Raw genomic sequence first — 14945 nt, forward strand, 5'->3', positions numbered from 1 at the left:
GCCATCAACGGGGCAAGGTGGCTTATTTCACATCTCGCAACGCGGTTTTATCCACGTAAGGCTTCATGATGCCATCCGCCTCTTTCTGTGCAGCGGCAGCAGCGTCATCGACCTTTTTCGCCGGATCGTTTAACAGCGCCGCCAGCTGATTTTCCATCGCTTTGCGTACCGCGACCGTTTCATAAGTTGCGTACCACGGATGGGCATATTGCAGCTGTGACAACGCAATGGCTGCGCGCGGATCTTTCGCCAGGTAGTCTTTCATTTCTGGTAGATCATAGGCCGCCATACGTGGTGCGAAGTAGCCAGTAAAACGGCTCCAGCTTCCGCTGACTTCCGGGCTGACCAGATAGTTCATAAACTGCCAGGCCGCTTTCTTCTTCTCCTCGGAAATCCCTTTGAAGCTCACCAGACTCGCCCCGCCGATGGTCACGCCACGACGCTCTTTTTCCGGCATCATCGCCACACCGAGCGAGAAATCTTTGGTGTTTTCACGCATAAAGCCCAGCGCACCGGTGCTCAGCATCGCCATGCCCAACTTGCCGGAGAAAAACGCGGCGCTGATTTGCTTGGAATTCAGCACACCGGCTGGCATTGCTTTGTCGCGATACACCAAATCACGCCAGAACTGGAGCGCGCCTTTGGTCGATGCGGTGTTGTAATACACTTCACCCGGATAGTCGGCATTGTAATACGCCCCACCGTTGGCACGCGTCAGCGCAGACAACATCCAGCCGCCGTAGTCATCGTTCGTGGAGGGAATCATGATGCCCCACTGCCCTTTTGCCGGATCGGTCAGTTTCTTGGCGATCGTAACCACTTCATCCCAGTTTTTTGGCGGTTCATTAACGCCCGCCTTCTTCAACATGTCTTCGTTGTAATAGAGGATCGGCGTCGAGTTGTGGAACGGGATCGCGTAAGTTACCCCCATCACCTGCGCGTTCTGGTGCAGCGCAGGCCAGAAATTTTTGTTCAGGAAAGGCGTAGCTTTTTCATTGCCATATTTGAACAGCTCGTCCATCGGTAGGATTTCATCTTTGATGACCAGATCGGCGGTGAAGTTTGCCGACATAATTACCAGCGCTGGCGGATCGCCCGCTTTGGCGGCGGCTTCCGCTTTCACTTTCGTCGTGTCGTAACTGCCGGTGAAGATCCCACGCACTTCAACCTGATCCTGCGATTGGTTGTATTCTTTGATAATGCGCGTCATTTCCATCGTCAGCTTGCCATCAACCGGCGCAGGGAACATAAAATCGATATTCTCTTTTGCCAGAGCAGAGCCAGACATCAGCAAGGCTATCGCCAGCGCCATCATACGAGGCTTACGCATTTCTTTTCTCCTGGGATAAATTTCGGGCGGTTTGCCCAGAAAACCAATGACAATCCTGCGGTGAAAAATGAAGCACCACGGACGCGCCGATGTTCGGCACGCCATCGCGATTTGGACGACGGTAGCGAATATTGCCCAACGGCGTATCCACATGAATCAGATACTCCGCGCCAAACAGCTCCCGTTGCTTCACCGTTCCCGACAATGACAAATCGCCGTCTGACGCGGCGTGTTCGGTAATATGCTCAGGGCGAACCCCTAGCAGCACACTGGTTAATAAACGTGTTTCTTCACTCGCGGGCAGTACTACAGATAATGCTTGTAAAAACGCGTGACCTTCGGAACATGCCAGCGTCACCATGTTCATGGCGGGCGTGCCGATAAACCCGGCGACAAAGACGTTAGCCGGGTGAGAATATAGCTGCTCCGGCGTACCGACCTGTTGCAACACACCGCGATCCAGCACGGCGATCCTGTCCGCCATCGTCATCGCCTCGATCTGATCGTGCGTGACGTAGACGGTGGTGGTTTTCAACTGCCGATGCAGATCCATAATGCCGTCCCGCACATCGCTGCGCAGGCGAGCATCCAGATTCGACAGCGGTTCATCCATCAGAAACAAGCGTGGATCGCGCACGATCGCCCGTGCCATTGCCACGCGCTGACGTTGGCCGCCGGACAGTTTTCCCGGTTTGCGTTTAAGCAACGGCTCAAGCTGAAGCAGGCTGGCAACGCGCTGTACCCGCTGTGGGTATTCGGCCTTCGGTTCGCCGCGCATCCGCATGCCAAAGGTGATGTTCTGCTCAACGGTCAAATGCGGAAACAGTGCGTAGTTCTGGAAAATCATCGAGAAATTACGCTGCTTCGGGCTCCACGTCGTGATGTCGTCGTCGCCCAGCAGAATTTGTCCATCGCTCACGTCTTCCAGACCGGCCAGCATACGCAGCAGCGTACTTTTGCCACAGCCGGACGGCCCGACCAGCACCAGAAATTCACCGTCAGCGATATCTAACGACAGCGATGCCAGCGCCTGCATGTGTTCGAAGCGTTTACTGATATTGCGTAACTGAATCACGGCCATTACGCATCCACCGGACAGCTGATTCGTGGATCGTAGAGATAAGGCCCGGTGTTCGACGCGATCGACTGGCTGTAACTCACCAGCCCGGTTACCGGCACATAGCGGTGCATGACAATGCTGGCAGGTTCCAGGTTGTAGTACGACGTATCGTCATAGTAGAAATACGGCACTTGATGGACGGTGCCCGGCACCGTAGCGATTATCGCCTGCCGATGCTGAGTCATAATCAGCCGATGCGTATGGCCGCAGAAGATCCGCGTAAGCTGTGGGAAACGTTCGATCAGTGTCAGCAGCTCGTGCCCATTTTCGCAGGCGATACGATCCATATGCGCCGATCCCAACGGCAGCGGTGGATGGTGCATGAAGATCGCCGTTTCACGCGTTGAGTGATCCTGCAATTGTTGCTCCAGCCAGCCTAGCGTGGACGGCGTCAACCAGCCTTTCGCCTGCCCAGTCAAACTGGTGTCGATGAACAGCAGGCGCATCGGGAAATCATCCACCGCATAGCGGATATTTTCTGGATCATCGCCCAATTGCGGGCAAAGTGGACGCATCGCGTTGAGGAAATGCTGCTTGTCATCATGATTGCCCGGAATCACATACAGCGGATAATCCAGCATCTGCAACACGCGCTGGGCGACCTGATACTCCTGCGGACGCCCGCAGTTGACGATGTCGCCGCTAATCACTACCGCGTCCGGCCGCTCGCTCAGCGCGTTCATCTGATTGATGACTTTGGCATTTTCCCCGTTAATATCAATAAACTCATAGAGCTTGCGCCCTTCACTGCGAAAATGCAGATCGGAAATCTGAGCCAGCAACATAACAACCACCTCTATCATTATTTCGCCCGTTGGCGAACACCGATCGCTTAAGGATCGAGATACACGGAGCGACCACAGGGGTGAGGCGTCCCTGCGGGAACCTCCCCCTGTGTTTCCCCTAACAACGGGCTTAAGTAACCAGTATTACCCGCATGGCCTTATCAGCGATTCACTTAATACCTGAGAAACCAAAGCTGCTCAGGAACTGCTTCTGGAACACCACAAAGGCCACCATCAGCGGCAGGCACACCAGCAGCGTGCCCGCACAGATCAACCCCCACTGTCCGCCAGACTCTGCGCCCATCGCGAACGACACCAGCCCGATGGTCAGTACCTGTTTGTCCGGGTCGTTGAGTACCATCAGCGGCCAGAGATATTCGTTCCAGTGGTAGGTAATGCTGACCGTGGCGAAGGCCAGAATCGACGGCCAGGTCATGGGAATCAGGACGTGAAACACCACCTGCCACCAGCGGCAGCCTTCCATCAACGCGGCTTCTTCGATTTCTTTAGCGATATTGAGAAACGCCTGACGCATCAGAAACACGCCAAATGCCGAGGCGAAATACGGCATCATCACGCCAGTCAGGGTATTGAGCAGGCCAAGTTGTTTTAGCGTCATCATGTTTGGCACCATCATGACGACAGGCATGATCATCATTTGAATCAGCAGCAGGTAGAACAGCAGCGTTTTGCCACGGAATTCGTGGTAAGCGAAGATGTAGCCCGCTGTGGTGATCGTGACCAGCTGTACCAGAAACGTGCCGACCGCAAAGATCAGCGTGTTGGTGTAGAGCCGTAACCAGTCGGCGCTGTCCCACGCATCGCGGAAGTTATCGAACGTCAGCGGGAGACGCGGCAACAGCGAGGCCATATCCACGCCAAAACTGCTGGCACTGACGGAAGAAGACAGCATCCAGATAAACGGACTGACCCACAGTAACGCGGCGCAAATCAGCAGCAGCGGCAGCGTAAACTGCGTCGTGACACGAAGAGGATGGGTCACGCTTCGTCTCTCAACGCGCTGGCTTTTCACGCTCCGAACGTCAACAATCTGATTTTCAGCGCTCATAATGTGCCCCCTTCTCCAGCACCTTCAGATTCATAATGGAAAAGGCGAACAGCATCACCAGCGTCAGGAAGGTAGCCGCAGAGGCTTTGCCCAGATCGTGCGTGTCATTCGCCAGATCCTGAATGTAATAAAGCAGTACAGTCGTGGCGTTATTCGGCCCGCCGCGTGTCATCACGGCGACGTGATCAATCTGAGTAATGGCGTAGATAAAAGCGATGGTGACCACGAAGGCGATGGTTGGCCGCAGCAGCGGCAGCGTGACGTAGAAAAACACCTGACGCCGTGAGGCTCCCTCCATCAGCGCCGCCTCGCGTGCAGAGGCAGAAATCGCTTGCAGACCGGCGAGAAAAAACAGCATGTAATAACCCGCAAACTTCCAGATACCAATGACGCTCACCGCCACCAGCGCGCTGTCGCTCATACCGAGATAGTTGTTATTCATCGGGCCGAACACTTTCGCCAGATAGTAATCCAGCAGCCCCAACCCCGGCATAAAGATGAACAACCACAGCGTCGCGGCGCTCACTAGCGGAATAATCATTGGAAAGAAAAAGGCGGTACGCAGCCAGCGATTCACGCGCGTGTTTTCCCACAGCAGCACTGCCAGTAACAGCGCCAACAGCACGCCGGGCACGACCGTCATCAGGGTATACAGCACGTTGTTCAGCAACGCCTGCCAGAACACCGCGTCCTGCACCAGACGCGCAAAATTATCCAACCCGACGAACAGTGGCGTATCGGTATTCAGCCGAGTGTCATACAGACTGTCTATGACCGAGCGCAGCAAGGGGAAATAGGTGAAGGCAAGCAAAAAAACCAGCGTCGGCAACAGCACAAGGTAGGGAAAGCATTTTGCACGCATAACTCTAGGGTCGCTCAGTGTGAAACACAGAGGCCTTACCCTAGAACGCCAGCGTGTCAAAGGGGCGTCAGTTTAATGACAGTTTGTTTTCCGATTGCGAAAATATGCCTGCGAATGATTTATCTCCGTTTTGGCAGGCGATTTGCGGGAAGGCTCGAAGTCCCTAAAAATACGGCTGGGAAGAGTGACTCACTTTGCTGTATCATTTTTAACCTGTAGAATTATAAGGAATCAATCATGCTAGGGCTTGAAGCTATGGCTATCGTCAACCAAGGGCCGGATAAGATAGAGAACGTTTTCAATAACGTATCTCAGCCTATTGAACGATCCATATCTGACTTTGATAGAAGTCACGGGAATTCTATCTCGAAAAAACAAGCGTCCGATGCACTGAAAGTCATCTACAGAGTCATGGCCCCTGTTGAAAGAAGCTGTGAGAAATATAAAGAGTTTATCGATATTCTTAGCAATGGAACTGATGAGAACATTGCGGCATTAGACATTCAGCGCAGTGACATCGACAAGCTAAACGATCAGGTTAATCAAATAGATAATGGCATAACGAGGCTTCTTTATACCTTCTTTGTTGCCGAAAATAACAAAGCCTGGCTGCCACATCTCACCACGCTTATGACAATGAAAAACCACGCGATCAACACGTTCATTGAATACAAGAAGTTGACTATGGCTTTGGCCACTCTCGGCACTCAGTTTCTTCCTCTTGAATACGAAGAAGCAGAGGAATTTAGTGATGAAGAATTAGCTGCTTTCAAAAAGTCAGTTGAAGACAGTCACAAAAGACTTGGCATGGAGCCGCCAACATGGAAAACCGCGTAAGCATTATTGTTGATGCCGCCGCAGGTCAATTGGAAAATTTCTTTGCTAAAGCATTAGCAAATTATAAAAACAACGGCAAAGTCTCTGCATATCTTGGAAAGATGGGCGGTTTTGAACGTTCATCTCAATCAACCCTTTCTGGGATTTACAAATCTCATATTCGTATCCCAGGAGAAGAAACCCCGTGGCCGGCATCACAGCCTCTTCATCGCAGAGTAAGTGATAATTTTTTAGTGTTTGCGATACACAATATCCATCCCCTGCATATTCAAGTGATTGCGATTATTAAGCCAGATGGTCATGAAAGAATTAAGAAGCTATTACCCGCCATTATAAAAATAACGGAAAGCAAATTTCAGTTTCTAAATGAAAGACAGCTTAATTCACTCTCTTATTATAAATAAGAGATGCTGAATATTGAGGAATGATTGAATAAACCAAACTCGCCTTCTGGTATCAGTTTAAAACTCTCCTCAGAACCAAATAAATTTAGCCTCGCATACGTTAAAACACATGCGAGGCTAATATTCACACCGAACGTATTAATAATCGCTCATCGGCACACATGAACAGAACAGGTTACGGTCGCCGTAAACATCGTCCAGACGCTTCACGCTCGGCCAGTATTTGTGTTCGCTACCAGCCGGGAATACCGCTAGCTCGCGGCTATATGGATGCGCCCAGTCGGCCACCAGCTCTGCCTGCGTGTGCGGCGCATTAACCAGCGGGTTGTCGTCCAGCGGCCATTCGCCCTGCGCAACGCGGTTGATTTCTGCACGGATTGCCAGCATCGCATCAATAAAGCGATCTATCTCGACCTGACTTTCTGATTCCGTCGGCTCCACCATCAGCGTGCCAGCTACCGGGAACGACATGGTCGGCGCATGAAAACCGTAATCAATCAGACGCTTGGCGATATCCATTTCGCTGATGCCAGTGCTTTCTTTGAGCGGACGAATATCCAGAATGCATTCGTGCGCGACACGACCGTCACGGCCGGTATAAAGCACCGGATACGCCTGCTGCAAGCGCGTTGCGATGTAGTTAGCGTTCAGGATCGCCATCTGGCTGGCCTGTTTCAAGCCTTCCGCGCCCATCATACGAATGTACATCCAGCTAATCGGCAGGATAGACGCGCTACCGAACGGTGCCGCAGAGACAGCGCCTTGTTCCGTCAGCACACCATCAATTTTGACCACCTGATGACCCGGAACAAACGGTGCCAGATGCGCTTTCACGCCAATCGGCCCCATACCCGGCCCACCGCCACCGTGCGGAATACAGAAGGTTTTATGCAGGTTCAGGTGCGATACGTCCGCGCCAATGTAGCCCGGCGTCGTAATGCCAACCTGGGCGTTCATATTCGCACCGTCCAGATATACCTGACCGCCGTATTGATGCACGATCTGGCATACTTCGCGAATCGTCTCTTCATAGACGCCGTGGGTAGACGGATAGGTCACCATGATGCAAGAAAGCTGTTCGCCCGCTGCCTGCGCCTTCTCACGCAGATCGTGCAGGTCGATATTGCCCTGTTTGTCACAGGCCACCACCACCACTTCCATCCCCGCCATCTGCGCCGATGCCGGGTTAGTCCCATGCGCGGAGCTAGGGATCAGACAGAGATGACGGCCAGCCTCATTGCGGCTTTCATGATAGCGACGGATCGCCAACAGCCCCGCATATTCACCCTGTGCGCCCGAATTAGGCTGCATGCAAACCGCATCATAACCCGTCAACTGCACCAGCCAGCCCGATAGCTGCTCGATCATCTGACGATAGCCCAGCGCCTGTTCCGGCGGACAGAACGGGTGCAGTTCGGCAAATTCCGGCCAGGTAATCGGCAGCATTTCCGCCGCCGCGTTAAGCTTCATAGTGCAAGAACCGAGCGGGATCATCGCCTGATTCAGCGCCAGATCCTTACGCGCCAGACGGTGTAGATAGCGCATCATCTCGGTTTCGCTGTGATAGCGGTTGAAAACCGGATGCGACAGGATCGCATCATGACGCAGCAACCCAGCCGGGATCGTTGCAGCCTGTTGACCGATGGACGCATCAAGCGCTTCAACATCCAGCCCGTGATCGTCACCTAACAACACCGCGAACAGCGCCAGCACGTCTTCACGCGTGGTCGCTTCATCCAGCGTGATACCCACGGCACTCGCCAAATCGCTGCGCAGGTTGATGCCAAAACTTAATGCGCGGCTCAGCACCGCGTCTTTATCTGCAACCTCAATGGTTAGCGTGTCGAACCAGTTGCGGTGGCGCAGCAGTAGCCCACTCTGCGTTAACCCTGCCGCCAGAATGTCAGTCAGACGATGGATACGCCCTGCAATACGTTTAAGCCCTTCTGGGCCGTGGAACACCGCATACATCCCCGCAATGTTGGCCAGCAACACCTGCGAAGTACAAATATTAGAGTTCGCCTTCTCGCGGCGGATGTGTTGTTCACGCGTCTGCATCGCCATGCGCAGCGCAGTATTGCCCGCCGCATCGCGCGACACGCCGATAATACGGCCCGGCATGGCACGTTTATGTTCATCACGACAGGCGAAGAACGCCGCGTGTGGGCCACCGTAGCCCATCGGCACGCCGAAACGCTGTGCGGAACCAAAGACGATATCCGCGCCCTGCTTGCCCGGCGCGGTCAGCAGCACCAACGCCATAATATCTGACGCCACGCAGCTGACGACCTTACGCGCTTTCAGCGCCGCCATCAGGTCGCGATAATCGTGCAGTTCGCCCGTGGTTCCTGCCTGTTGCAGCAGGACGCCGAACACCGCATCGTCTTTCAGCGCCTCTTCAGCCTTACCGACCACAATTTCAAAGCCGAACGTTTCCGCACGGGTACGCACGACATCCAGCGTTTGCGGATGCACATCATCGGCAACAAAGAAACGCTCGGCCTGTTTGAGTTTACTGATGCGTTTTGCCATTGCCATCGCTTCCGCAGCGGCGGTGGCTTCATCCAGCAACGAAGCGGAGGCCAGATCCAACCCAGTCAGATCCTGTGTAACCTGCTGGAAATTCAGCAGCGCTTCAAGACGCCCCTGAGAGACTTCTGGCTGGTACGGCGTATAGGCGGTGTACCAACCTGGGTTTTCCAGCACGTTACGTAAAATCACTGGCGGCATCAGCACGGCGCTATAGCCCATGCCGATATAGCTCTTGTAACGTTGATTGCGTCCTGCAATGGCCTTCAACTCAGCTAGTGCATCATGCTCCGTCACGGCCTCCCCCACCGCTGGCGAGCCAGGCAGTTGAATGTCCGCCGGAACAATCTGGCGAATCAGCGCATCCAGCGACGTCGCACCCACCACCGACAGCATGTGCTGCTGCTGGCTGACGGAAGGACCGATATGGCGCTCGATAAACGCGCCGTCATGTTCTAGTTGACTGAGTGTCTGGGTCATTACAGTAAATTCCTGCATCAATCGTGCCTGCATCAATCGTGATAGCTACCGCATTGGAATACGACGCGAGAGAATAAAATAAAACGCCCCAGCACAGAGGCCGGGGCGCGATAACTACTCATCTTCTTCTAACGACGCCTGATAGCCTTCGGCATCAAGCAGTTCATCCAAATCAGACTCATCAGAAATTCTGATACGGAACAGCCAGCCGTCGGTATAAGGTGCGCTGTTGACCAGCTCAGGGGCGTTTTCCAGGTCTTCGTTAACTTCCACGATCTCACCGCTGATAGGCGCATAAATATCCGAAGCTGCTTTTACCGACTCCGCCACCGCGCAATCATCACCTGCCGCTATGACCGTGCCCACTTCAGGTAAATCGATAAAAACCATGTCACCCAGAAGCTCCTGCGCGTGTTCGGTAATACCCACGCTGTAGATACCATCACCTTCATGCAGAACCCATTCATGTGACGTGGTGTATTTTAATTCTGCTGGTACATTGCTCATTGCATCCCCTTTCGTAAAATCGTCAATCCTATGGGCTTATTGTGATAAGCACGCGGCTATTAATACTGAACGATGGCTTTTCCGGCACGGACAAAGCCGGGTTTGGTGACGTGGACGGGCAGCTCGCGGTTACGAATCTGCACGATTGCCTGTTCACCAATCCCCGCCGGAACCCGCGCCAGCGCGATACTGACGCCAAGCGTCGGTGAGAACGATCCGCTGGTGATCGTTCCTTCGCGCATCACACCATCACTATCAGTAAAGCGCACAGGTAAATCATTGCGCAATACGCCTTTTTCCGTCAGCACCAAACCAACCAGTTGCTCAGTGCCTTTTTCACGTTGATGCGTTAACGCCTCACGCCCGATAAACTGGCGGTCTTCCGGCTGCCAGGCGATTGTCCAGCCCATATTGGCTGCCAGCGGCGAAATACCCTCATCCATATCCTGACCGTACAGGTTCATACCGGCTTCCAGCCGCAGCGTATCGCGTGCGCCCAGTCCACAAGGCTTCACGCCAATCGCCAGCAGTTGCTGCCAGAAATCGACCACCTGCTCATTTGGCAGTGCAATTTCATAACCCGCTTCGCCCGTATATCCCGTCGTGGCGACGAAGAAGTCCCCTACCTGCTTGCCAAAAAACGGCTTCATGCTGGCAACCGCAGCCACGTCTTCATCACTCAGGCCTTTTGCCTTCAGGAGGCCTTGAACTTTTTCTTGCGCCTGCGGACCTTGTACCGCGACGAGTGCCAGCTCGTCACGCTCACGGATTTCGACACCGAACGCGGCAGCATGCTGCTCGATCCAGGCGAGATCTTTCTCACGCGTTGCGGAGTTCACTACCAAACGGAAATAGTCTTCCGTCAGAAAATAAACAATCAGATCGTCGATCACGCCGCCGGAAGCATTCAGCATGCCGGTATAAAGCGCTTTTCCTGGCTGTGTGAGTTTGGCGACATCATTCGCCAGCAGATAACGCAGGAACTCACGGGTTCTCACACCGTGCAAATCGACGATAGTCATGTGGGAGACATCAAAAATGCCAGCGTCCCGACGCACAATGTGGTGCTCATCCAGTTGGGAGCCGTAATGCAGTGGCATCATCCAGCCGTGAAAATCCACCATTTTGGCGCCATCGGCCAGATGTTGTTGGTACAACGGGGTCTGCTTTGCCATTCCTCATCCCTCTTCAGCGCATGGCGCTCAGGCGATAAAACACACTGCGCAAACGATATCTTCTGACTGAACTTACCACCGAAGCGCAGGTTAAACCACACTCTTAGTCATAAGATAAATTATATATAAAGAGAGGAAAATCGAGTCACTCACAAAAAATAAAGTAGCGTAATATGCTTAATAACTTAAAAAATTAAGCACGTAAATCATTAAAATGAGTGAATACCACAAATTAATGACATTAAAACTGGATAATTCCGGTAATGCCAACTGAAGAAAAAATCCATTCGGATTAGATAAAATAATGATAAAAACAGACTTAAATTAGATTTTTTCAATCAAAACCTAACAACGAATCTCAGCCTTACTTCTTCCGTTACGCAACCGCCATCACGTTTCTGTGAGCCACTTCTCAAGCGTCTTTACCTCAGTGCCTGCGGACAAGATGACATGGCAGCAGGAGGAAGGCGCTCGCCACTTGTTTTTTCCATACTGATAGCAAGGAAGGTACAAGGTATAGCCACCCGCGAATCCCTGTGGGTGGCCTTTCGCTATTGCGGGATCTTCTCTTCAATACGTTGAATTAAATAGGGATAAAACGGGTTCGACGATAGGCGCAATAACGTATCCAGATCGACCACCAGCGCGGAGCGCTCCCCTCTTGGAGTAATTTTCCCCAGCGGTAAGCCAAACTCGGTCGGGTTCTGCGAGAAACGACCGTACAACGAATCCGAATCCGGGAACGGCAGCGCGACATGCGATAGCGAATACACGTCCGATGGATAATCCATTCCCAGTTCGCGAGTCTGTTCTTGCATCGTTCCCGCCGCGACGTCAAATGCCACAGCATGTGCGCTATTCGGTGCGGCGTTGGAAATCACTGTCGTATCGTAATGACGCGGTGTGGCAGGTAACAGTTGGCTGACGGCACCATTCGTCGACTCACGCAGAAGCGGGCCGAAATTGACGGTACGGTTGACATCAAAGAGCACCAACTGACTGCGGTTAGCAGGCAGCAAATTATAGAACGCCGTAATGACCGCACGCGTACTGACAGTGAAATCCATCACCGACTGAAATGTCAGCACAGGTGGCAAATTAACCAACGCGTTCGCCTGCGCTTTACGACTTAGCTGACTCTGAAGCTCGTGCGTCAACAGCCAGGATTGGCGCGCGCCGTTTACCGGAAAGGAGTTGTACTTGAAGGGATTGAATTCCGGCAAAATACCCAGCCAGGCAGATTTGGCAAAGGCCGGGAAGATCGCGGGCAGCCCAGCCAACCCTGCAAAGCGCGCATAGCTGGTAATGCCGATCATGGGGGAAATGAGGATAAGTTGATCGGGACGCACCAGCGCCGGATTATCCAACGTATCCAGTGTGTACTTCAGTGCCAGCGCACCACCATTGGAAAACCCGACGATATGCAGCGGCAGCGTCTGGCCCTGCGGCGTCTTCAAGTGCGATGTCGCCTCACGTACCGCCAGACGCGTGGCTGCCAGCCAATCTTCCCATTGCACGTCGGTCAGCGCCCCCGGCACCGTCCCGTGCGCAGGCAAACGAATTCCAACGACGAAAAAACCACGCTGGCGATAACGCTCCGCAATATGACGCAAGCTGTAAGGAGAGTCGGTCAGGCCATGCAACATCACCACTGCGCCTTTCAGTTCCCCTTCTGGCGACAATTCATAGGAACGGTTCCAGTCGTGCTGAAATTTCCCCGGATAAACCGGGCTGCCCGAAAAGTAACGGTTAACCGAACGCTGCTCATCCTCGTCCAGCTCCTGCGTTACATGCTGATTAACCTGCTGGAAGATGAGCGATTCCTGCTTTAAATACGTCGTCCAGTCGCTCTTATCCAACTCATCAGCCGACAATTCATCCGGCACATAGGTATGCCAGGGCGCAAGCGGTGGCCCGCTTTGCGTATCATAAACACGAATAGCCAGCAGTGTTATCGCGATAACCCCGATCACGATAAGACCGCGTCTGATGCGTCGCCGTACAGATTTCAGCATGGTGTATCCCTTCTCATTACCGTATGACCATGCCGAAGATTCTAAAGAAAATGATGCAGGCGCACACCGTATTATTCAGGGAAACGCATCATGTCCGCCCGAGCCAATACGAGCGGACAGTCGTCTGTAATATTAGATCAGTACGCTGATGTTCAAATTCCCCATTAACCAGTGGTTGTCGGAATAATCAACCGGAATGGCAATGACTGCGGGGCCGTCAACGTCCATTGCCTGCCTGAGTTTGCTAACCAGTTCATCGGCCGACTCCACCGCAAACCCTTTGGCACCAAATGCTTCCGCATAGGCTTTGAAATCTATCGGCCCAAACGCCACGCCTGCCGGACGATGGTATTTGTGCTGTTGCTGGATTTCTACCATGTTGTAGCCGTTATCCACCCAGATGATATGTAGGAGATTGCTTTTCAGACGTACCGCCGTTTCCAGTTCCATGCTGGATTGCATAAATCCACCGTCGCCAGAAACAGAGACCACTTTTTTGCCAGGCTGTATCAGAGATGCGGCTATCGCCCACGGTAATGCCACGCCCATGGTCTGCTGACCGTTAGTCATCAGAATCTGTCGCGCCCGGAAGCTATACAGATAACGCGCCAGCCAGATATGGAAGCTCCCCATATCCACACACAGCGTGACATCCTCATTCACGATGTCCTGCATCGCCCTTACCAGACGCAGAGGGTGGATCGCAAATCCCGCCATGTTGATAGCCCGCGTGCTGAGATCGTGCCGCTGGCGCTGGCGATCCTGCAATACAGACTGTGTATCAGCGGACAAGATAAACGGTTCATTGATGCAGGCATTCAACGTGTCCACCGTCATCGCGATATTCCCTAACAGCTCGATATCGGGACGATACGCACTGTCGATCTCCGCCCGCAGCACATCGATGTGGATCAGCGTCGCCTTACCGCTATTCCACAAAACCGGATCGTACTCAATCGGGCTGTAACCCACGGTCACGATCACGTCCGCCTGTTGCAGTAGCTTATCGCCAGCCTGATTGTTGAATAATCCGACACGTCCGGCAAAGTGATCGAACTGCTGCTGATCAATCACGCCAGCAGCCTGATACGTGCTGGTCACAGGCAGTTTGCTATGGTGAAGGAAACGGCGCAGTGCCTGTGCATTTTCCTGCTGGCTGGCCATTAATCCGAGCAACAACACTGGATTTTTAGCCTGCCGCAGCCGTTTGGCCGCTTCGGCAATGTCACTCTGTGGCGCACCGTTTAACAGCGGCAAATGCGGACAGGCCAGCACCGGGCTCGTCACCGGTTCATTGACGATATCCTGCGGCAGGCTGACAAATGCTGCGCCCGGACGCCCGCTTTCCGCCGCCCGAAAAGCATTAGCCAGTACTTCCGAAATGGCACTGGATGCGGTGACTTCCGCACTGAATTTACTGACCGGTTGAAACAGGCTGACAGTGTCGAGGCTCTGGTGCGTCAACTTGAGCTTATCCGCTCGCTTGACCGCTCCCCCCAGCGCGACAACAGCATCCCCTTCTGCGGTTGCCGTCGCCAATCCGGTCACCAGATTGGAACAGCCGGGGCCGGATGTCACCAACGTCACGCCAGCTTTCCCCGTGAGACGGCCTATTGCCGCCGCCATAAATGCGCCGTTCGCCTCATGCCGTACCGGGATCGTTTGAATCGTCGAGTCTTCCAGCGCATCAAACACGCGATCGATTTTTGCGCCGGGAATACCAAAAATATGCTTCACGCCCTGCGCTTCCAGATGCTTTACAACCAGCTCGGCTCCGCTATTCCAGCTTTGCTGTTCGGTGGACTTTTCCATGACATAACTCCGATGAAATG

General features: G+C 53.4%; 12 protein-coding genes. 2 read left to right on the forward strand and 10 right to left on the reverse strand.

Annotated features, from left to right (window positions below; translation table 11 throughout):
• Nucleotides 1-22: 22 nt before the first annotated feature.
• The 5 genes from KP22_RS09290 to KP22_RS09310 form a co-directional block, all read right to left on the reverse strand.
• A complete protein-coding gene (locus KP22_RS09290; protein ID WP_039323891.1) occupies nucleotides 23-1330 on the reverse strand; it encodes an ABC transporter substrate-binding protein in 1308 nt (435 codons plus the stop codon).
• Complete coding sequence (locus KP22_RS09295; protein ID WP_039323895.1) at nucleotides 1323-2411, reverse strand: ABC transporter ATP-binding protein; 1089 nt, start codon at nucleotides 2409-2411, stop codon at nucleotides 1323-1325. Before KP22_RS09295 ends, KP22_RS09290 begins: the two co-directional genes overlap by 8 nt.
• The gene (locus KP22_RS09300; RefSeq protein WP_039323900.1) at nucleotides 2411-3235 is read right to left on the reverse strand and encodes a phosphodiesterase; all 825 of its coding nucleotides are present in this window, start codon (nucleotides 3233-3235) and stop codon (nucleotides 2411-2413) included. The genes KP22_RS09295 and KP22_RS09300 overlap by 1 nt, the downstream gene beginning before the upstream one ends.
• A gap of 169 nt (nucleotides 3236-3404) precedes the next feature.
• Nucleotides 3405-4304: a carbohydrate ABC transporter permease gene (locus KP22_RS09305; protein WP_039323904.1), complete on the reverse strand. Its 900-nt coding sequence runs from the start codon at nucleotides 4302-4304 to the stop codon at nucleotides 3405-3407.
• Nucleotides 4294-5166, reverse strand: a complete 873-nt coding sequence (locus KP22_RS09310; protein WP_039323908.1) for a carbohydrate ABC transporter permease — start codon at nucleotides 5164-5166, stop codon at nucleotides 4294-4296. The genes KP22_RS09305 and KP22_RS09310 overlap by 11 nt, the downstream gene beginning before the upstream one ends.
• Nucleotides 5167-5403: 237 nt before the next feature.
• Here KP22_RS09310 and KP22_RS09315 point away from each other — a divergent pair, with 237 nt between their 5' ends.
• Together KP22_RS09315 and KP22_RS09320 are read left to right on the forward strand one after the other, a co-directional pair.
• Complete coding sequence (locus KP22_RS09315) at nucleotides 5404-6003, forward strand: hypothetical protein (protein WP_039323910.1); 600 nt, start codon at nucleotides 5404-5406, stop codon at nucleotides 6001-6003.
• On the forward strand, nucleotides 5988-6407 hold the full coding sequence (locus KP22_RS09320; protein WP_039323912.1) for a type II toxin-antitoxin system YafO family toxin: 420 nt from the start codon (nucleotides 5988-5990) through the stop codon (nucleotides 6405-6407). Before KP22_RS09315 ends, KP22_RS09320 begins: the two co-directional genes overlap by 16 nt.
• A 138-nt stretch (nucleotides 6408-6545) precedes the next feature.
• On the opposite strand, the gene gcvP is transcribed toward KP22_RS09320, so the two are convergent.
• The 5 genes from gcvP to alsS all read right to left on the reverse strand — a co-directional run bounded on the left by gcvP (nucleotide 6546) and on the right by alsS (nucleotide 14925).
• Complete coding sequence (gene gcvP / locus KP22_RS09325; protein ID WP_039323914.1) at nucleotides 6546-9416, reverse strand: aminomethyl-transferring glycine dehydrogenase; 2871 nt, start codon at nucleotides 9414-9416, stop codon at nucleotides 6546-6548.
• A gap of 114 nt (nucleotides 9417-9530) precedes the next feature.
• Entirely contained in the window at nucleotides 9531-9923 is a 393-nt protein-coding gene (gene gcvH / locus KP22_RS09330; RefSeq protein WP_039323916.1) for a glycine cleavage system protein GcvH, read from the reverse strand.
• A 59-nt stretch (nucleotides 9924-9982) separates the two neighbouring features.
• Nucleotides 9983-11098: a glycine cleavage system aminomethyltransferase GcvT gene (gene gcvT / locus KP22_RS09335; RefSeq protein WP_039323918.1), complete on the reverse strand. Its 1116-nt coding sequence runs from the start codon at nucleotides 11096-11098 to the stop codon at nucleotides 9983-9985.
• A 551-nt stretch (nucleotides 11099-11649) separates the two neighbouring features.
• Nucleotides 11650-13113 carry an alpha/beta hydrolase gene (locus tag KP22_RS09340; protein ID WP_039303323.1) on the reverse strand — a complete coding sequence of 488 codons (1464 nt, stop codon included), beginning with the start codon at nucleotides 13111-13113 and terminating at the stop codon, nucleotides 11650-11652.
• Between the two features lie 132 nt (nucleotides 13114-13245).
• Nucleotides 13246-14925: an acetolactate synthase AlsS gene (gene alsS, locus KP22_RS09345; protein ID WP_039303320.1), complete on the reverse strand. Its 1680-nt coding sequence runs from the start codon at nucleotides 14923-14925 to the stop codon at nucleotides 13246-13248.
• Between the last annotated feature and the right edge of the window lie 20 nt (nucleotides 14926-14945).

It is taken from the genome of Pectobacterium betavasculorum (assembly GCF_000749845.1).
Lineage (GTDB): Bacteria > Pseudomonadota > Gammaproteobacteria > Enterobacterales > Enterobacteriaceae > Pectobacterium > Pectobacterium betavasculorum.